This window comes from Vagococcus changpingensis (genome assembly GCF_058211775.1).
This window is the reverse complement of sequence record NZ_JBYVZB010000005.1, coordinates 15,612-35,518: the sequence shown is the minus strand read 5'-3', so window position 1 is coordinate 35,518 and position 19,907 is coordinate 15,612. Positions and strand designations below refer to the sequence as shown.

Annotated in this window: 20 protein-coding genes and 1 riboswitch; of the genes, 11 read left to right on the top strand and 9 right to left on the bottom strand. The window is 33.9% G+C overall.

Going from position 1 to position 19,907, the window contains the following annotated elements; all coding sequences use genetic code 11:
* The first annotated feature begins 55 nt into the window (after positions 1-55).
* From AC37UB_RS09080 to deoD, 6 genes are all read left to right on the top strand, one after another.
* Complete coding sequence (locus tag AC37UB_RS09080; RefSeq protein WP_117973801.1) at positions 56-1,621, top strand: ABC transporter ATP-binding protein; 1,566 nt, start codon at positions 56-58, stop codon at positions 1,619-1,621.
* The gene (locus AC37UB_RS09075) at positions 1,614-2,717 is read left to right on the top strand and encodes an ABC transporter permease (RefSeq protein ID WP_241699669.1); all 1,104 of its coding nucleotides are present in this window, start codon (positions 1,614-1,616) and stop codon (positions 2,715-2,717) included. The genes AC37UB_RS09080 and AC37UB_RS09075 overlap by 8 nt, the downstream gene beginning before the upstream one ends.
* On the top strand, positions 2,717-3,679 hold the full coding sequence (locus AC37UB_RS09070) for an ABC transporter permease (RefSeq protein WP_233519207.1): 963 nt from the start codon (positions 2,717-2,719) through the stop codon (positions 3,677-3,679). The genes AC37UB_RS09075 and AC37UB_RS09070 overlap by 1 nt, the downstream gene beginning before the upstream one ends.
* A 78-nt stretch (positions 3,680-3,757) precedes the next feature.
* On the top strand, positions 3,758-4,927 hold the full coding sequence (gene deoB, locus AC37UB_RS09065) for a phosphopentomutase (protein WP_117973805.1): 1,170 nt from the start codon (positions 3,758-3,760) through the stop codon (positions 4,925-4,927).
* Positions 4,928-4,940: 13 nt separating this feature from the next.
* Complete coding sequence (locus tag AC37UB_RS09060) at positions 4,941-5,756, top strand: purine-nucleoside phosphorylase (protein ID WP_490685630.1); 816 nt, start codon at positions 4,941-4,943, stop codon at positions 5,754-5,756.
* 18 nt (positions 5,757-5,774) lie between these two features.
* Positions 5,775-6,485, top strand: a complete 711-nt coding sequence (gene deoD, locus AC37UB_RS09055; protein ID WP_117973807.1) for a purine-nucleoside phosphorylase — start codon at positions 5,775-5,777, stop codon at positions 6,483-6,485.
* Between the two features lie 38 nt (positions 6,486-6,523).
* On the opposite strand, the gene AC37UB_RS09050 is transcribed toward deoD, so the two are convergent.
* Positions 6,524-7,285 (bottom strand): hypothetical protein, encoded by a 762-nt coding sequence (locus AC37UB_RS09050; protein ID WP_117973809.1) that lies wholly within the window; start codon positions 7,283-7,285, stop codon positions 6,524-6,526.
* A gap of 112 nt (positions 7,286-7,397) precedes the next feature.
* Positions 7,398-7,480, top strand: a riboswitch (SMK box riboswitch).
* On the opposite strand from AC37UB_RS09050, the gene metK reads away from it, so the two are divergent.
* Positions 7,478-8,665, top strand: coding sequence for a methionine adenosyltransferase (gene metK / locus AC37UB_RS09045; RefSeq protein ID WP_490685629.1), 1,188 nt, complete (start codon positions 7,478-7,480; stop codon positions 8,663-8,665). It overlaps the preceding riboswitch by 3 nt.
* 68 nt (positions 8,666-8,733) lie before the next feature.
* Entirely contained in the window at positions 8,734-10,221 is a 1,488-nt protein-coding gene (locus tag AC37UB_RS09040; protein WP_117973813.1) for an MDR family MFS transporter, read from the top strand.
* 16 nt (positions 10,222-10,237) lie between these two features.
* On the opposite strand, the gene AC37UB_RS09035 is transcribed toward AC37UB_RS09040, so the two are convergent.
* On the bottom strand, positions 10,238-10,507 hold the full coding sequence (locus AC37UB_RS09035; protein WP_117973815.1) for a hypothetical protein: 270 nt from the start codon (positions 10,505-10,507) through the stop codon (positions 10,238-10,240).
* Positions 10,508-10,882: 375 nt separating this feature from the next.
* Between AC37UB_RS09035 and AC37UB_RS09030 the strand changes: the two genes are divergently transcribed.
* From AC37UB_RS09030 to AC37UB_RS09020, 3 genes are all read left to right on the top strand, one after another.
* Positions 10,883-11,155 (top strand): hypothetical protein, encoded by a 273-nt coding sequence (locus tag AC37UB_RS09030; RefSeq protein ID WP_117973817.1) that lies wholly within the window; start codon positions 10,883-10,885, stop codon positions 11,153-11,155.
* A 180-nt stretch (positions 11,156-11,335) separates the two neighbouring features.
* Positions 11,336-12,391 (top strand): AEC family transporter, encoded by a 1,056-nt coding sequence (locus AC37UB_RS09025; protein ID WP_117973819.1) that lies wholly within the window; start codon positions 11,336-11,338, stop codon positions 12,389-12,391.
* 34 nt (positions 12,392-12,425) lie between these two features.
* The gene (locus AC37UB_RS09020; protein ID WP_117973821.1) at positions 12,426-13,427 is read left to right on the top strand and encodes a 2-hydroxyacid dehydrogenase; all 1,002 of its coding nucleotides are present in this window, start codon (positions 12,426-12,428) and stop codon (positions 13,425-13,427) included.
* A 37-nt stretch (positions 13,428-13,464) separates the two neighbouring features.
* Here the strand turns inward: AC37UB_RS09020 and AC37UB_RS09015 are convergent, their stop codons facing one another.
* From AC37UB_RS09015 to AC37UB_RS08985, 7 genes are all read right to left on the bottom strand, one after another.
* Positions 13,465-14,151 carry a response regulator gene (locus tag AC37UB_RS09015; RefSeq protein ID WP_117973823.1) on the bottom strand — a complete coding sequence of 229 codons (687 nt, stop codon included), beginning with the start codon at positions 14,149-14,151 and terminating at the stop codon, positions 13,465-13,467.
* Between the two features lie 10 nt (positions 14,152-14,161).
* The gene (locus tag AC37UB_RS09010) at positions 14,162-15,778 is read right to left on the bottom strand and encodes an ATP-binding protein (protein ID WP_158559460.1); all 1,617 of its coding nucleotides are present in this window, start codon (positions 15,776-15,778) and stop codon (positions 14,162-14,164) included.
* 97 nt (positions 15,779-15,875) lie between these two features.
* Complete coding sequence (gene mnmM, locus AC37UB_RS09005) at positions 15,876-16,442, bottom strand: tRNA 5-(aminomethyl)-2-thiouridylate-methyltransferase MnmM (protein WP_490685628.1); 567 nt, start codon at positions 16,440-16,442, stop codon at positions 15,876-15,878.
* Entirely contained in the window at positions 16,435-17,403 is a 969-nt protein-coding gene (gene mnmL / locus AC37UB_RS09000; RefSeq protein ID WP_117973829.1) for a tRNA modification radical SAM protein MnmL/YtqA, read from the bottom strand. The genes mnmM and mnmL overlap by 8 nt, the downstream gene beginning before the upstream one ends.
* On the bottom strand, positions 17,400-18,056 hold the full coding sequence (locus AC37UB_RS08995) for a phosphatase PAP2 family protein (RefSeq protein ID WP_117973831.1): 657 nt from the start codon (positions 18,054-18,056) through the stop codon (positions 17,400-17,402). Before AC37UB_RS08995 ends, mnmL begins: the two co-directional genes overlap by 4 nt.
* Before the next feature lie 69 nt (positions 18,057-18,125).
* Positions 18,126-19,181, bottom strand: coding sequence for a DUF4097 family beta strand repeat-containing protein (locus AC37UB_RS08990; RefSeq protein ID WP_158559461.1), 1,056 nt, complete (start codon positions 19,179-19,181; stop codon positions 18,126-18,128).
* Positions 19,178-19,804, bottom strand: coding sequence for a DUF1700 domain-containing protein (locus tag AC37UB_RS08985; protein WP_117973835.1), 627 nt, complete (start codon positions 19,802-19,804; stop codon positions 19,178-19,180). The genes AC37UB_RS08990 and AC37UB_RS08985 overlap by 4 nt, the downstream gene beginning before the upstream one ends.
* Positions 19,805-19,907: the final 103 nt, after the last annotated feature.

Sequence of the window (19,907 nt, the reverse complement as noted above, 5' to 3'; positions counted from 1 at the left end):
CTTTCCTTCAAAGTCTAAACTTTGAAGTGTGATAATGATAAAGAGGTGTGAAGTCATGAATGAGGAAAACTATGTCATAGAAATGCGGAATATCACAAAACAATTTGGTGATTTCAAAGCAAATGACAACATCAATCTCCAAATTAGAAAAGGCGAAATTCATGCGTTATTGGGTGAAAATGGTGCAGGAAAATCAACCTTGATGAATGTATTATCAGGATTACTACAGCCGACTAGTGGACAAATCTATATGGATGGTCAACCAGTAACGATTGCTAATCCAACTGATGCCAAACGTTTAGGAATCGGGATGGTCCATCAGCATTTTATGTTGGTAGATGCTTTTACGGTAACTGAAAACATTATTTTAGGTGATGAACCAACAAAATCTGGTGTGCTGGATAAGAAAAAATCAGTGGAAGATTTAAAACGAATCTCAGAACAATACGGTATGGAAGTTAATCCAGATGCCTTAATCAGTGATATTTCAGTTGGAATGCAACAACGTGTTGAGATTTTAAAAACATTGTATCGTGGCGCGAATATTTTAATTTTTGATGAGCCAACAGCGGTATTAACACCTCAAGAAATTGATGAGTTGATTATGACCATGAAGGAATTAGTAAAAGAAGGTAAATCAATCATTATTATTACGCACAAGTTAGATGAAATTAAAAAAGTGGCGGATAGATGTACGGTAATTCGTCGTGGTAAGAGTATTGAAACAGTGAACGTAAAGGATGTTAGTTCACAACAATTAGCTGATTTAATGGTCGGTCGTTCGGTATCATTTAAGACAGAAAAAGAACCATCAAATCCTAAAGAAGTCATTTTATCGGTTAAAGATTTACATGTAAAAGATAATCGTGGACTTGAAGCAATTAAAGGATTAGATTTAGATGTTCGAGCTGGAGAAGTTGTTGGGATTGCTGGTATTGATGGGAATGGTCAAACAGAATTAATCCAAGCTATTACAGGTCTTAAGAAAATTGAATCTGGTAAAGTGATGTTACGTGATAAGGACATAACGAATTTAAAACCTCGTCAAATCACTGAATCAAGTGTAGGACATGTTCCTGAAGACAGACATAAATATGGTCTTGTTCTAGACATGACATTATCTGAAAATATTGCCTTACAAACTTATTATCACGAACCGTTTAGTAAGAATGGTGTACTGAATTATAACTACATGGATTCTTATGCGAGAAAATTAATCGAAGAGTATGATGTTCGTACAACAAGTGAACATGCACAAGCTAAGTCACTTTCAGGTGGTAATCAACAAAAAGCGATTATCGCTCGTGAAATGGATAGAGATCCTGAGTTACTAATTGTTTCTCAGCCAACTCGTGGGTTAGACGTTGGAGCGATTGAGTACATTCATAAACGTTTGATTAATCACCGTGATAAAGGCAATGCTGTTTTAGTAGTCAGTTTTGAATTAGAAGAAATATTAAATGTGTCGGACCGAATTGCTGTTATCCATGCAGGCCAAATCGTCGGGATTGTTGATCCAAAAGAAACAACAGAAAACGAGTTAGGATTATTAATGGCTGGATACACATTGGAAGAAGCACGACGAGAATTAGGGACAGAGGTAGGTGTAACTAATGAGTAATTTTAAATTTAGTAAGATGAATGGAATCTTGGTTCCTATTTTATCGGTTATTATGGGATTTGTATTAGGTGCTATTATTATGTTGCTATTTGGTTATAACCCAGTTCAAGGGTATCAAGCCATGTTGACAACAGCATTCCAATCACCAAAAAGTATTGGAGAAATTTTTGTAACAGCTGGGCCTTTAATTTTTACGGCTTTAGGATTTTCTGTGGCAAGTGCTGCTGGATTCTTTAATATCGGGCTTTCAGGTCAGGCGTTGGCTGGTTGGGTAGCAAGTATCTGGGTTGGACTTTCAATGGGAGACTCGCCAAGATTAGTTGCCTTAACTGCAGCTATTTTAGCAGGGGTGATTGCTGGAGCTTTAACAGCGGCGATACCTGGTTTATTAAGAGCTTATTTTGGAACAAGTGAAGTCATTGTTACAATCATGATGAACTACATTTTGCTTTATACAAGTACACATATCGTTAATAATGTTATTCCAGAGAAATTTATTTCAACTAAAGGAACTACTAAATTGATTGGGGAAAATGTGTCTCTTAGAACAGAGTTTTTAACCTCAATTAGTAATGGCTCTCGTTTGAATTTAGGTATTATCTTTGCTTTTATTTTCTTAATCTTGATTTGGTTTTTAATGAAGAAAACCACATTAGGTTATGAAATTACAGCTGTTGGTTTAAACCCATTTGCATCAGAATATGCAGGGATGAGTAGTAAACGTATTATTGTGTTATCAATGGTCATATCAGGAGCATTAGCTGGTATGGGTGGCGTTGTGTATGGATTAGGAACATTTGGTAACTTCTTTGTTCAAGGTAACTCATTAAGTATTGGATTTGATGGTATGGCAGTCTCATTACTTGGTGGAGGATCATCCATCGGTATTTTACTATCCTCTTTATTGTTTAGTATCCTAAAATTAGGTGGACAAGGTATGCCAATATTGGCTGGTGTACCAACTGAATTGGTTGATGTTGTTATTGCTTCTATCATCTTCTTTGTTGGTATTAGCTACTTAATCAAATTGATTTTAACAAAACTTGAAACAAAAAAAGAACCAAAAGCTAGCAAAGTTGAAGGAGGTAAAGCGTGATGGCAGCAGATACTATGTCAACAGTTGCGTCTATTATTACGCAAACACTTGTTTATTCAACACCTCTTGTTTTTACAGCATTAGGCGGAACATTTTCAGAACGTGGAGGGATTGTTAACGTTGGGTTAGAAGGTATCATGGTGATGGGTGCATTCAGCTCAGTTGTGTTTAACATTACGTATGCCGGAGTTTTTGGCGTTTGGACACCATGGATTGCTTTATTAGTTGGTGGAATTGTCGGAATGATTTTCTCATTACTTCATGCTGTAGCAACAATTAACTTGCGTGCCGATCATATTATTAGTGGTACTGTTATCAACTTGATGGCACCAGCTTTAAGTATTTTCTTAGTTAAAGTGTTATATGGTAAAGGTCAAACAGACCAAGTGCCACAAACATTTGGTTATTGGGAAGTTCCTGGGTTAAGTAAGATTCCAGTGATTGGGCCATTATTATTTGAAAAAACATCAGCACCAGCTTTCTTAGCTATTTTAGTGTCAGTCCTTGCGTGGTTTGTCATTTATAAAACACGCTTTGGCTTGAGATTACGCTCAGTAGGTGAAAACCCTCAAGCAGCTGATACTTTAGGGATTAATGTTTATGGTATGAAATATTCAGGTGTATTAATTTCTGGCTTTTTAGGTGGTATTGGTGGAGCAGTATTTGCTCAAACCATTGCTGGACGTTTTGCTGTAACAACTATATCCGGTCAAGGTTTCATCTCAATGGCTGCGATGATCTTTGGTAAATGGAACCCACTTGGTGCAATGGGAGCAGCTCTATTCTTTGGATTTGCTCAAAACTTGAGTATTGTAGGAGACAGCATTCCACTTATTTCAAGTATTCCAAAAGTATACCTACAAAGTGCCCCATACGCGTTAACGATTATTGTGTTAGTATTGTTCTTAGGTAAAGCAACAGGACCTAAAGCAGGCGGTAAAACATATATTAAATCTAAATAGTAATTAACTCCTTCCTCTAGCTCCTCTAAACAGAGGAAGGTTTTAAAATATAAAAATGACTTGGAAGAAGGAATGGTAATGTTTAAAAGAATTCATTTAGTAGTACTAGATTCTGTTGGAATTGGTGAAGCTCCTGACGCTGAAAAATTTGGCGATGTTGGAAGTCACACACTAGGTCATATAGCTGAGCATGGGTTACATGTTCCTAATATGGAAGAATTAGGTCTTGGAACAATTGAACCTTTAAAAGGTGTCAAAGCGATTGAAGATCATAAAGGCTATGCGACTAAACTAGAAGAAGTATCTGTTGGTAAAGACACAATGACTGGTCATTGGGAAATTGCTGGATTAAACATTCAAACACCTTTTAGAGTATTCCCTGAAGGTTTCCCTCAAGATTTATTAGACAAAATCACTGAATTTTCTGGTCGTGGCATTATTATGGGTGCTAATAAACCATATAGTGGCACACAAGTTATTGAAGATTTTGGTGAAGAACAAATGAAAACAGGGGACTTAATTATCTACACATCAGCTGACCCTGTGTTACAAATTGCTGCTCATGAAGATGTGATTCCATTAGAAGAATTATACAAAATTTGTGAGTACACTCGTGAAATCACGAAAGATGATCCTTACATGATTGGTCGTATTATCGCGAGACCTTACTTAGGTGAACCTGGTAACTTTAAACGTACAGCTAACCGTCATGACTATGCCCTTGATCCATTTGGTCGTACGGTTTTAAATGAATTAAAAGATGCTGGAAAAGATGTTATCGCAGTTGGTAAAATCAACGATATCTTTAACGGTCAAGGAATGACAGAAGCAATCCGTACGGCTTCAAATATGGATGGCGTGGATAAATTATTAGACGTAATGAAACAAGATTTTGAAGGAGTAAGTTTTACTAACTTGGTTGACTTTGATGCGTTATTTGGACACAGAAGAGATACACCAGGTTATGCTAAAGCATTAGAAGACTTTGATGCCCGTTTACCAGAGATTTATGCTAATATGCAAGAAGATGATTTATTATTAATTACAGCAGACCATGGAAATGATCCAACATTCCCAGGAACAGATCATACTCGCGAGTATGTACCATTACTTGCTTACAGCAAAAAAATGAAAGGTCATGGTCAATTGCCACAAGGATACTATGCAGATATCTCTGCGACAATTGCAGATAACTTTGATGTTAAACCAACTGAAAACGGAAAAAGCTTTTTAGAATTATTGAAATAAGGGAGACTATAACATGTCATTAAGCGAAAAATTAGCAGCAACATCACAATATATTAAAGAAAAAGGGGTAGGAGCCGTTGATTTTGGTCTTATCCTAGGATCAGGATTAGGAGAACTTGCTGACGAGATTACCGATCGCGTAGTTATTCCTTATGAAGACATTCCGCATTTTCCTGTATCAACAGTGGTAGGTCATGCAGGACAACTTGTTTACGGAACATTATCTGGTAAAAAAGTTCTAGCAATGCAAGGACGCTTCCATTATTATGAAGGTCATTCAATGCAGACTGTCACATTCCCAGTGAGAGTGATGAAAGCTTTAGGAGCAGATTCATTAATCGTAACAAATGCAGCTGGTGGCGTAAATACAAGTTTTTCACCGGGTGATTTGATGTTAATTACTGATCAAATTAACTTTACCGGTGAAAATCCTTTAATGGGGTTAAACGAAGAAGATTTAGGTCCACGTTTCCCTGATATGTCAGAAGCTTATAACAAAGCATATGGTGAAGTAACGAAAAAAGTAGCACAAGAACTATCTATTCACTTACAAAAAGGTGTTTATATGGGATTCTCTGGTCCAACTTATGAAACACCAGCAGAAGTACGTATGGCACGTGTGATGGGTGCGGATGCTGTTGGTATGTCAACTGTCCCTGAAGTGATTGTAGCTAACCACATGTCAATGAAAGTATTAGGTATTACATGTGTGACAAATTTGGCTGCAGGTATGCAAGCTAACTTAAATCATGAAGAAGTAGTTGAAACAACAGAACGAGTGAAAGCTGATTTTAAAGAACTAGTGAAACGTACACTAGAAAAACTTTAATTTAAAGGAGACTGAAGAATGAGCGTACATATTGGAGCAAAACAGGGAGAAATTGCAGATAAAATATTACTTCCAGGAGATCCATTAAGAGCGAAATATATCGCCGAAACATTTTTAGAAGATCCTAAGTGTTACAATGAAGTTCGTGGGATGTTAGGATATACTGGAACGTATAAAGGCCATAAAGTATCCGTTCAAGGAACTGGTATGGGAATGCCTTCAGCAGCTATCTATGCGAATGAATTAATTCGCGAGTATGATGTGAAAAAATTATTGCGTGTAGGAACATGTGGTGCGATTCGTAACGATGTACATGTGAGAGATTTAGTGTTAGCTCAAGCGGCAGCAACCAATTCTGCGATTATTCGTAAAGATTTTCCGACTTTTGATTTCCCGCAAATTGCTGATTTTGATTTATTAACGACAGCGTATGATATTGCTAAAGAAAAAGGATTTAATATTCATGTTGGAAATGTATTATCAAATGATACGTTTTACTCAGATGATAATTCAGACGTCTTTAAATTAGGTGAATATGGTGTGTTAGGTGTTGAGATGGAAGCAGCAGTACTTTACTATTTAGCAGCTAAATACAACGTCCAAGCTCTTGCTTTGATGACAGTGAGTGATCACATGATTACTGGTGAAGAAACCACATCAGAAGAACGTCAAACGACATTTAATGACATGATGATTGTTGGTCTAGAAACATTAATTAAAGAAAATTAAATGAAAAAACGAGTAAGAGGTAGTGTCTTACTCGTTTTTTATTGGATATAGTAAATAATTAAACTAGCTAAAGCAAAAAGATTGAGGATAAACTCTTTCTTTTTAGCTTTTTTTGTTTTCATAAAAAGAAAGAATGAAATTATTGTGGCAACAATAAAAGATATTAATTTCCACGTATCAAGTTGTTGAGACATATAATGTTGCACTACTAAATAATAAGTTCCTATTAGAGACAGTAAACCAAGGAGAAGAAATATAGGCTGTCTTGATAGATATGAATACATTCCTTGAGTAAAAATCGTTAAAAATAACACAATAAAAAATGAAAAGACAAATGGTTTTATTAATTCAAAATCATAATCAAAAGGGTAGCTAATGGTCAGCAGTTGATTAAATACAATTCCTTTAAAGAAAGCATTGGTAAACGAATAAAAAAGTGAGTCAACATAGTAAAACTGTTTTGAAAAAATCATTATTTGAAAGAGTTCATAGGCTAATAAAATTATTCCAAATTGAATCGCTGTTTGTTGAATAATCAAGTAAATCAATACAGCACTGATGATAAGTTTTAATCCATAGATGGCAATAGGCATGGAACGTCCTTTTTTATAAGTATTTTTCCCAATGAGTTGAAAAAAATCACTCAGTAATAAATAAAGAATCATATAGTTTAAAATTAAGGCACCATGGCTACTATTTTTCAAAAATAAAATGCCAGGTATAAGGGAAATAGTTGTTTGTAAAATGGCAATAAGAAAGGTTAGTGGAATATTTTTCCACAAAGTAGGTTTTGGTTGCAAAATATATCTCCTTGTATGTTATTGATAATAACACTTTATGGCAATAATATAAAAAGGTCAAGATTATCGGTTAAATTATGTAGGTAAAAAGTGAAAAATCTGATATACTGACTTATGTTGCAAGATTCCCGATAGGATTTACATCTCGTGTAAAGATGCCTTGTAACCGACTATATTTAGGGGGAATGAATGATGAAAGAAAGAAAATTATTCACGTCAGAGTCTGTATCGGAAGGACATCCTGACAAAGTAGCAGACCAAATAAGTGATGCGATATTAGATGCGATACTAGAAAAGGACCCAATGGCTCGAGTAGCTTGCGAAACAAGTGTTACAACAGGATTGGTCTTAGTATTTGGAGAAATTACCACAAGTGCTTATGTTGATATTCAAAAAGTAGTGAGGGATACAATAAAAAGCATTGGGTATACACGTGCAAAATATGGTTTTGACGGAGATACATGTGCCGTCATGGTTGCCATTGATGAGCAATCACCAGATATTGCACAAGGAGTTGATGCGTCACTTGAAACACGTGCAACCTCAACTAGTGAAGAAGATTTAGGTGCCGGAGACCAAGGATTAATGTTTGGATTTGCTATTGATGAAACACCAGAATTAATGCCTTTACCAATTGCTCTAAGTCATAGAATCACACAAAAATTATCAGAATTAAGAAAAAATGATACACTATCTTATTTACGTCCAGATGCTAAATCTCAGGTGACGGTTGAATATGATGAAGAAGGCAATCCATTACGTGTTGATGCGATTGTTGTGAGTACACAACATGATGAAGACACAACATTGGAACAAATTCAAAAAGATGTTACCGAGTTAGTCATAAAAGAAGTGATTCCAAGTGAATTACTTGATGATAAAACAAAATACTATATTAATCCAACTGGTCGCTTTGTTATAGGTGGACCTCAGGGAGATTCTGGTTTAACAGGTCGAAAAATTATTGTTGATACCTATGGAGGATACGCTCGCCACGGTGGTGGAGCATTTTCTGGAAAAGATGCGACAAAAGTTGACCGTTCAGCAAGTTATGCTGCCAGATATATTGCAAAAAATATCGTCGCAGCAGGTTTAGCGACAAAATGTGAAGTTCAACTTGCTTATGCCATTGGGGTAGCTCAACCTGTTTCGATTTCGATTGAAACATTTGGAACAAGCGATTACAAAGAATCAGAACTGATTGCTGCTGTGAGATCCTTGTTTAATCTATCACCAACTGGTATTATAAACATGTTGGACTTAAGACGTCCCATCTACCAAAAAACAGCTGCATACGGTCATTTTGGACGTGATGATGAAGACTTTACCTGGGAAAAAACAGATAAAGTGGATGAATTAAAACAATTTTTAGCAAAATAAAAAATAACAATAATCCTTATTTGGCAAGTACTTTGGCTGATAAGGATTATTATTTTGAGGAGGAAACCATGCAACAAAAAAGAGAAACAAATGTTAAAATTATCACTGCTTGCGTATTTATCGCTACTTTTATGACAGCAGTGGAAGGGACCATTGTATCAACCGCTATGCCAACGATTGTTGGGTCATTAAAAGGCATTAGTATTATGAATTGGGTTTTTTCCATTTATCTATTAACCAATGCTATGATGACACCGATTTATGGTAAATTAGCAGATAAAATTGGGAGAAAACCGATTTATTTGATTGGAGTCTTTATTTTTATTGTTGGTTCTGCTTTATCAGGAATGAGTCAAAATATGATGCAATTAATTATTTTTCGAGCGATTCAAGGAATTGGGGCAGGTTCTATTGTTCCAGTATCTTTAACCATTATTGCGGATATTTATCCAGTTGATAAACGAGCCGGTGTTTTAGGATTAAATAGTGCGGCTTGGGGGATAGCTAGTATTGTGGGGCCACTTGCGGGAGGATTTATAGTGGATGCTCTGAGTTGGCATTGGATTTTCTTAATCAATGTACCAATCGGTATTATGTTAATGATATTAGTATGGATTTACTTGATTGAAGAAAAACGTGAAGTTGAGAAAAGTCCAATTGACTACATGGGAAGTTTCTATATGATAACTATGTTACTGTCATTATTGTATGGTGTTCAAAAAATTAATGATGGCTTTAACTTAATTACCGTTATTGCTTTTGCAATTTTTATTCTAAGTTTAGTATTGTTTGTCAGAACAGAAAAAAAAGCACAAGATCCAGTTATTTCTCTTGACCTTTTCAAAAATCGCACCTTTGTGTTGGTTAATTTAATTGCGGCATTAATTAGTGGATTCTTAATGGGTGTTGAAGTGTACATTCCGATGTGGATGCAAGGAGTTGTTGGGAAATCTGCTGCACTAGGAGGAATTGTGTTAGCTCCTATGTCAGTTATCTGGATGTTCGGCTCATTTGCTGGGGGACGAGCGATGAAAAAATGGCATCATCGTTTAGCCATTATCATTAGTATGTTGCCAATATTAATTGGTTCTGTTTTCTTAACATTAGTTGATAAAGGAACACCGTATGGACTCTTCTTGGTTTTCTCTGGAATTATGGGGATAGGATTTGGGATGACGATGACCTTATTAACTGTTTTAGCTCAAACCTCTGTTTCTAAGCAATTTACAGGTGTTGCCACATCATTTTTTACGTTATCTCGAACAATTGGACAAACCATTATGATTTCAATTTTTGGTTTAGCATTAAATAAGACGATGGATACACAGCTAGAAAGTAGTATGGTTCCAGGAGCAACAAAAGATATGATGAATGAGCTAATCAATCCACATACTGCATCAGGATTACCAACAGAGTTGATTGGTGGTTTACGTGATATTTTATATAATAGTATCCATACTGTTTTTTTTATTGGCTTACTTTTGGTGATTGCATCATATGTTTTAAATTATTTTCAAGAAAAAGAGTCAGTTAAAAATACCCACATCGTTAATTAAACGATGTGGGTATTTTTTACATTAATTCCACAGCTTCTAGAGCTTTTGTAACATTAAGATAGGCATCTTCGGTTAATTTTTTTCGCTTATCATAAGAAATATTGGTATTAATGTCATGTAAATGATGACCAATATTTACGATATTACGTTCAATCGTTTCAGCAAAGTTTAGTTCTTTACTAGAAAATTGTTCAGAATGTTTTTTGAATTCTTCTTTTAGCTGTTTGACTAAAGATTGGGCATCTTGGTAAATTCCAGCATACTGATCAGATTCTAGTGACTCCATAATGGTGCTATCTTTTTCAAGAATGACTAGTAAATCTTCTTTTAGTTTTTTAAATGGATAGTGATATCTTTAAATGTTTCGGCTTTTGATATGGTCATGTTAATCACTCCTATAATTTTTTTCAAAACGATTTGTTTATAGAATTCATTTTCGTAGTTAAATAAAATTTTTTTGTAAACAAAATACGAATAAATTCAAAATAATTAAAAAATAAATGGTTTTTTGTACACATAAACACCATTATTTTGTAATAAATTAAACACTAACTTGAGAAAAGTGGAAAATATATTCCGAGACATAATATTGGTGTAGCTTACTTAATTGAGCAATTAGATAATGATATAAAAAAATTTTTATAGTTGAACCATTGATTGGTTGTATATCCCAAAAGATGTCAAAAAATTAAGTCATTTAAACAGAGCTACAGAAATTGGTGATGTAGTTGAAGCAAGAGATGGTCATACTTACTTATTAATTGAAGCTATTCATCGAGAAGATAGTGAGGAAGCCCAAGATGTGTTACTGTATATCATAATTATTGTTCATACAAAAGAACAAGTGAATGATTATACAGTTGAAATTATTGGAGACAATGACTCAACTTTTGATCGTTTAGTAGATGAGTATATGGAGAATAGTGTGAAATAAGCTATTTTAAGAACCTAACATATTCTATGTTAGGTTCTGTTTACTTACATAAGTTACAAAAGTATCATTAATTACAAATTGTTAACTTTTTCACAAATAGCCGTTAAGATATGTATGTAAAGCAAAGGAGCATGCAACCTTTTGTGATATAACACACAATGATTAATGGAGGATTTATATATGAACATAGGAGAAGTCATAAAAACTACCATGACTGATATGAATATTATCAGTGCGATAACATCAACAGTATTTATTATTTTATTAGGATTCTTTTGTCGCAAGAAAGGTATTTTCTCGTCAGAAGTAGGAAAAATTTTATCAAAAGTTGTTTTAAGTGTAGCTCTACCAGCCTTGGCATTTAACGCATTTATGCAAGATATTAAAAGTGAAACACTAAAACAAGGAATGAACGTGTTAATTTGGGGTATTGTCATTTATATTATTTTAATTTTCGTTTCTAAGCCATTATTTATGAAATATAAAGGCGACAAACAAGATACTCTACGCGTATTAACTATTTTTGGATCAACTACATTTTTTGGTACACCAATCGTTAGTGCTATTTACGGACCAATTGGTGTGATGTTTTCTTCAATCTTTAATATAGGTTACCGAATTTTCTTATACTCATATGGCTACATTAAAATGAGTGGATTAAAAATGGAGCTTAAAAATATAAAAACAATGTTTTTAAATCCAATTGTTATTGCAACGTTTGCTGGTTTATTCATTTGGATTTTCCAAGGATACTTACCACAAGTTAGTGTGACCAATGCAGAAGGTGTTGTGAATCAAGTGGCATTCTTACGTATTGATCAAACAGCAGTTTGGTTATTTAAACCAATGACTTATTTAGCTGGATTAGCTTCACCACTTGCTTGGTTATCAATCGGGGCTACTTTAGGTGAAGTAAGCTTTAAAGATGCAGCTTCAGATAAAACATCTTGGTACTACAGTGCAATGAAGGTAATTGTTGTACCAGTTATAAACATTGTATTATTAGCGATTTTAACTATGACTCACATTTTACCAGTAAGTTACGAAGCATTAGCAACTATCGTCATCATGATGGCTGCACCAACAGCGACAGTAGCGGCTGCTTATGCGATTAGTTTTGATAAGAAACCACTTCTAGCTTCAAATGCTTCTCTTATTTCAACAGTATTAGCTGTTGTCATGACGCCAATATGGATTGTAGTGCTAGAAATGATTAGTAAAATGGGTATTTTTTAACATAAAACATGATTAAGAAAGAAGAGAGATAGAGATGACATTCAAAATAGCTTGTTACGGTGTACGACCAAATGAGGTAGCGTACTTTAATGATTTAAACAAATATAACTATGACTTAACATTGATTGAAGAATTATTAACACATGATAATATTGAAACAGCTTATAATCATGATGCAGTCTTATTACGAGGAAATTGTGTGGCTGATAGAGAAAACATTGAGAAAATGTCAGAACATGGTGTGAAATATGTCTTTACACGTACAGTTGGTTTTAATCATATTGACTTAGATGCAGCAAGAGATTATCACATGGAAGTGGCAAGAGTACCATCATACTCTCCTAATGCTATTGCTGAATTGTCATTGACTTTAGCTATGATGTTGTTAAGACATACTTCTTATATGACCATGAGAACAAGCCATAAAAACTTTATTGTTGATAATACCATGTTCAGTAAAGAAATTAGAAATTGTAAAGTGGGAATTATTGGGACTGGAAAAATTGGTTTGACAGAAGCGAAGTTATTTGCCGGATTAGGTGCGACAGTATTAGGATATGATATTTATGAAAATGATGCAGCAAAAGAGATTTTAACCTATACAGATTTAAACGATTTATTAGCACAATCTGATATTGTTAGCATTCATGTACCATATATTCCTGGTGAAAACGATCAAATGATTAATGCCGAATTTATTAGTAAAATGAAAAAAGGAGCTATCCTAATTAATACAGCTCGTGGAGAATTACAAGATAACCAAGCCATTTTAGAAGCGTTAAAGACAAATCATTTAGAAGGATTTGGAACAGATGTATTTGCTAATGAGAAAGATTTATTCTTTAAACAATTTGGTGAGGATCAACCTTTACCTGATCCAACAGTTGAAGAGTTAATTTCTCTCTACCCTAGAGTATTGGTTACTCCTCATGTAGGGTCAAATACAGATGAGGCTTTAACAAACATGATTGAAACAAGCTTTGAGAACTTCCATTCAGTATTAGAATCTGGAAAAACAGCTAATAGTGTTTTATAAAAAATACCCCCTCCAATAACGATTGGAGGGGGTTAACTTATGTTCTTTTATAACGTATAATGGGTCGCCCAACTTCTTGGTACACAATATCCTCTGTTAAGTAATTTGATTCAACTAAAAAGGTTAAATATTTTTTAGTCGAAATACGAGATATTCCAATTTTTTTTGCTAGTTCTTCAGTTGAAAAAGAAGTAGTTTCTTCATTGATTTTTTCTAATACTTTTTCCATTGTTAGTTTTGCTAGGCCTTTAGGTAAATCATTACTTAAAGAAAAATTAGCAGATGTGCTATTAGTCGAGTGCTCGTTGAATAGGACATCAATATTTTGTTGATTAGCGTATTTAAGTTGACTGAATAATTTTTTTTGGTTCATAACTTTTTGTATGGATGATAAAAAGCGTTCTGCGGTAAAAGGTTTGACTAAGTAGTCTATTACCCCAAGTGCTAGAGCTTGTTGAATGGTTTCAATATCATTGGCTGCGGTAATAAGAATGACTGGAACTTGATTATTTTCTTTGCGTAATTCAGCTAAAAATTCAATCCCTGTTTCATTGGGTAGGTAATTATCTAATAAAATAACCTCTACTCTTTTTTCTTGTAAGAGTTTCTTAGCATCTTGTGTTGTTCGATAATTCCCTACAATGTTTATAGTTGGGATAGTTTTTAAAAAGTCTTCATTTAATTTTGCTACCATTGGATCATCTTCAATAATTAGAACGTTCATGGGTTCCTCCTTATTCTATTAATGGTAATTCTATGTAGACCGTCGCACCAATATCATCATTATTAGTGATATCAATTAAACCACCATGTTCATTGACGATGCGATAAATGGCATGGAGACCATATCCTCTTCCTATCCCTTTAGTAGAGAATCCTTTTTGAAAGAGTTTTTCAACATCAGTATGTTGAATACCACAACCACTATCTATCACTTCAATAATTAGGATACTTCCTTCCATTTCATAGGTTATTAGGAGATTAACGTTTTTAATTATTTCTTCTTTAGTCGCATCAATGGCGTTATCCAATAAATTACCTAATATTTGAATAGTATGGTGTACAGTATCATCGATGGTTAAGTCAGGTAAAAAAGATGAAGGGTCTAATGTTAAATTAACGTTTTGTTCTTTTGCTTCATTGATTTTTCCAAGAATAAAACCAGCAATAGCAGGAGATTTAATGATATCAGTAACATGGCCAACTTCCTTTTGGTAGTCATGACTAATTTGTTGAATGTAATCTTGGACTAAATCATATTTTTTCTGTTCAATGAGTCCCATGATAACATGAGTCTTATTCATAAACTCGTGTGTTTGTGCTCTTAGAGCATCAATATATTGTTGGCTTCCACTTAGTGTGTGGATCAGTTGACTCATCTCTGATTGATCTCTAAAAGTGATTACTGATCCATTAAAAGTATCATGAACCATAATAGGCGAAATGGTTGCAATAAGAGTTGTGGTGTTTAGTAGTAATTCTTGATCAGTTTGTTTGTGTTGCAGAGTGAAGCATTCTTTAAAAAAGATAGTATATAATCGCGGATCAATCACCTCATTTTCAATCAGTCTAAATGATGGATCAATAGAAGTTAATAGATTAAAAGCAGCTTGGTTTATAAGAGTAATTTCTTGATCTTTATTAATGGCAATGATACCTTCATTGATTTCATCATTAATCCATTGTTTTTCTTGAACCAATTTAGAAATATCTTGTGGTTCTAATCCAAGCAGAATACGTTTTATGGCAGTACTACTGATGATAGCACCTATTATTCCGACAAATAACCCAATCAATAAAATAAGGGTTATTTTAGCTTGTAAGTTATTAATCTCACCTTGTAACGTATTAAGTGTAATCCCAGCACAGATAACACCTATAATGTGATTATTATCATCTTTAACTGGAACAAAAAAACGAATTCCATCTCCTAGTACTCCTTTTTTTTGAGAAAAATGAGATTCTCCGTTAAGTGTTTTTCTAGCATCATCCAAGTCAGAAAAGGGTTGTCCAATAACGTCAGGGTTTGGATGAGATAATCGAATGAGTTCTTTGTCTAATACAACAATAAAATCCATATTACTGATAGCCGCAACTTCTAATGAAAGAGTTTGGATGTCTTTGGATGTTTTATCTTGAATTAAAGCATCTTTTACTTGTTCATCTGTAGCAAATACCTTGGCAATGGTCGACATTTTATCCTTGGCATGTTTGTATTCATTTTTAACAACATAGTGTTCAATATATAAAGAAGACAGTACTAGCGAAATAAGTGTTGTTAGAAGTACGATAAATATAATAATGGCTCTTAATGAAAACCGACTCATAAATTGACTAATTTTTTGTTGCATGGTTATAGGATACTCCTTCATAAATCGTATTATTCATTATAACTTACAATAGACTGTTTGTGATGATATTCGTAAAAAAAAAAAAGAGCCTTAATTGTTAGGCTCTCTTTTTTTCGATACATAGTACAGAAGGGGGATTATTTTGTTGATTGATAAATTGATAGGTTAAAACAGAGTACATATCCTGTGGGAGTGTTTGAGCAAAGGTTAAAACGTCTGATTTTTCAGCCATTCCTTCTTCGTGACCAGAATAGAGGACAAGAATTAGTCGACCACCTTCTTCTAAAATTGATAGTAACTGATTAATCGCAGTTATTGTTGTATCACTGGTTGTTGTAATGTGTTTATCTCCACGAGGTAGGTAACCTAGGTTAAAGATAGCAGCTTTAATGTTAGTATTTTTTGGTAAGTGATTGACTGCATACTCGTGGCCATCTTTAATTAACGTTGTATTTTGAATAGATTGTGCTGTTATCTTTTTTTGAGTACGTTCTATTGCTTTGTCTTGAATATCAAAGGCATAAACATGTCCAGTATAGCCAACTAATTTGCTTAAAAATAGAGTATCATGTCCATTTCCCATTGTCGCATCAATTACTGTATCACCTAGGATAATACATTCAGTTAAAAGCTGGTGACTAAAATGAAGTGCTGTTTTAAGCATTTTTTTTTCCTCCATGTCTAACATTATAGATTCCTTGATAGGTTTGTCTTTTTTCCAATTCTTTATCAATCCCATTTAAGACTTCCCATTTTTTAAGACTCCACATTGGTCCAATAATCGCTTCTCTTGGAGCGTCTCCGGTTAAACGATGAATAATAATTTCAGGTGGGATGATTTCTAGTTGGTCACAGGTTAATGTGGTGTATTCTTCTTGTGTTAATAGTTTCAGGCGCCCTGAAAGATAATCTTTCTCCATCTTTGTATTTGACATCAAATGAAGAAGATGTAGCTTAATTCCTTGAATATCTGAATCTAAAACAGTTCGCTTGACGTTTTCCATCATCATGTCATATGTTTCACCTGGTAACCCATTGATTAGATGAGTGCAGACATTAATACCATGTTTACGAAGTTTTTCAACACCATCTAAGTAGGTTTTGTAATCATGTGCTCGGTTGATACATTGACTTGTTTCTTCAAAGGTTGTCTGTAAACCAAGTTCTACCCATAAATATAATCGTTTATTTAATTCGGCTAAATAGTCTACTACATCATCAGGTAAACAATCAGGACGAGTCCCAATAGATAAACCAACGACCCCATCTTCATTGATCACTTGTTCAAAGCGATGTTTTAAGATATCAAGAGAAGCATGAGTATTGGTAAAGTTTTGAAAATACACGATATATTGTGTAGTATTAGGCCATTTATGATGCATTTGGTCGACTTCTTTACGAAATTGTACAGGTAAAGGATCACTTGGTGCGATAATCATATCACCAGAACCTGATACACTACAAAAGGTACAGCCGCCTCGAGCGACTGTACCATCTCTGTTTGGGCAATCAAAGCCACCATCAATTGGAACTTTAAAGACTTTTTCATTAAATACTTCTCTAAGAGCAGTATTCCAAGTGTAATAACGTTTTGAGTCTCCTTTTTTATATGTAAACACGTTTATCGTTTCCCTTCAAATCGTTGGATAAAATCATATTTTTTAAAGTATGGGTAACTAAAGGTTAACCAACAGCCACCTAATAAGAATCCACCTAAAATATCAGTTGGGTAATGAACACCTAAGTAAACTCGACTTATTCCAATGAGTAAAATAACAACTCCTAGTGTCATTTGAATCAATAGCCTCATCGCTTTATTATTGATGTATTTATAGGCTAAAAAGATAAGTGTTCCGTAAAATAGCATGCTTCCCATAGCATGTCCACTTGGAAAACTGGAGTGCTTTGCAGCTACTAAATGCTCGACAGCTGGACGTGGGCGATTGAATAGATATTTTAAACTAATATTTCCAATACCTGAAATAAGAACAGTATTTACGGCTAACCAGTAACTAGCAATTTTATCTTTTACTTTAAAATATAAGATTGAAAAGCTAATAATAAATAACAAAGCAATCGTTACGGTGTTACCAAATTTGGTAAAATATTTAAAGACAATCGTTTTCTCAGGTGTAATGGAGCCGCGAATTAATTGTTGGACAGGGTGGTCAATCCCATATAAGACGGATTCATTTGATACGACAAAATAAGCAAGAACAGCAAAGAGTAGTAAGCAAATACTTGCCGCGTAGGACCAATATAATTTCGATGTTTTCATAAAATACCTCCTAAAATAAAAAACAGACTTTATTAATGAAATAACAAAGCCTGTTAATTATACCATGGTTTAGTCGTAACCATAATGTGTATCTTCACTATCTAGCTCATCTACGTCAATTTCTCCATTTTTAGTAGAGGCTTGAAGACTTATTTTTCCTTTATTTGTTTTATATTTTCTATCAGAAGATAAATTTTTATTAAAAATTGAAATATCTCCCAGAGTGGCTTCGAATTCTATCCGATTGTTTTGAATGGAAGATTTATCTGTTTCAATTTTAATATCTCCATTGCTAGAAGTGAGCGTTGTATCAAAATCAATGGCATTATCGTGAAATAGAATATCACCATGGTTTGTTGTGATGTTAGTTTTACCAGTTGTATGGTTGATTGATACATCACCATCTTTAGATGAGATGTCCATGTCTCCTTTTGTATTTCCTGTGAAGATATCCCCCATTTCAGTTGATAGTACCATATGTTTTGCCGTTGTATTAATCACGTTAATATCATATTGTTTAGATGTAGCTGTTAGTGTATCTAAGATTTTAGAGTCTTGGATTGTAAAATCAACGTCATTTTTTATTTGTGAGATGTCATTTGAGCGAATATTTTGTACAAAGATACTTCCATTTGAAATATCAAAATTTATTTTATCTACAGAGAGATCAGACATAGACACATTTATATTTTTTCCATTTATATTGATAGATTCATAATGTTGTGGAATTCGTAAGTAGACGGTATCATCTGTATAATTATTAAAATTAATAATTGAAAATGGGTAACGTTTTTCACTACTTACTGTTGGATTATTAATGGTTAAAGCGGAGAGGTCTTTTTCTTCGGTAAACGTGCAATCAACTTGTTTTTTTTTGTCTAATTTAAAATCAACTCCTTGTTTATTCATATAGATGTTATTATCATCTGATTTTGTGATAGTGACGAATGTAGGTGAGTTGAAATTAATATTTAGCGTTTTATTCTCCTTCGTTGGAATTTTTTTATTAATAGCATTCTGGTCGCGTTCGTTGATAAGTTGTCTTTGTGTAAAAGCTGTTCCTGCACCTCCTATGATAATAAAGAGGATGGCAATAATGATGGCGAAAAAAGTTCGCTTTTTCATGAGTATGTTCCTCCTTTTAAGATAGACCAACACCATTTATGGTAAATCAAGAATAGCTTAACAGCCCCTTTAGTAATTGGTTTCATAATAATAAAGCCTAGGAGTCCAATTCCAAATAAAATCAATGTAATGAAAAATTGGAGCCAAGCATAGGTAGTCACCGCAGTTCCTAATAAGAATAGACTAGCAAGAGGACTACCTATAAAACTAACAATTACAATCCATCCGCTGACTAACAATATAGTAATTAATAAGATAATCCAAAACATAAAAAATAAATTTAATATACCTAAACCAAGTAATTGAAAAAGGCGTGTAGCTTTAGAATCAGATTGGGTATATTGATTAGATGTGTGAAACGGATAAGGTATATCGTGTGTGATTTCGACCCAATCATCATTATAAGTTGGCTGATTATTAAAGGATAAACCTAACTCTTCTAGAACTGACTGAGCAATATGTTTTGGTGATGGAAGTATTTGTGTGATTTCATATTCGGATAACCCTTGAGCAGTTTTTGCATCAAATATGCGTTCATAAGTATTAATAATGGTTTGTTGTTCTTCTTTAGATAATTGATTTAAATAGAGCTTTAACTCTATAAAAAAATGCTCTTTATTCATACGTATCTCCTTCTTTAATTATAACTAAATTCAATATACCGTCAAACCCTATCTATAACAAGATGGAGAGATAAAAATCGGCCTAAAGTATGAGTGTCTGTTA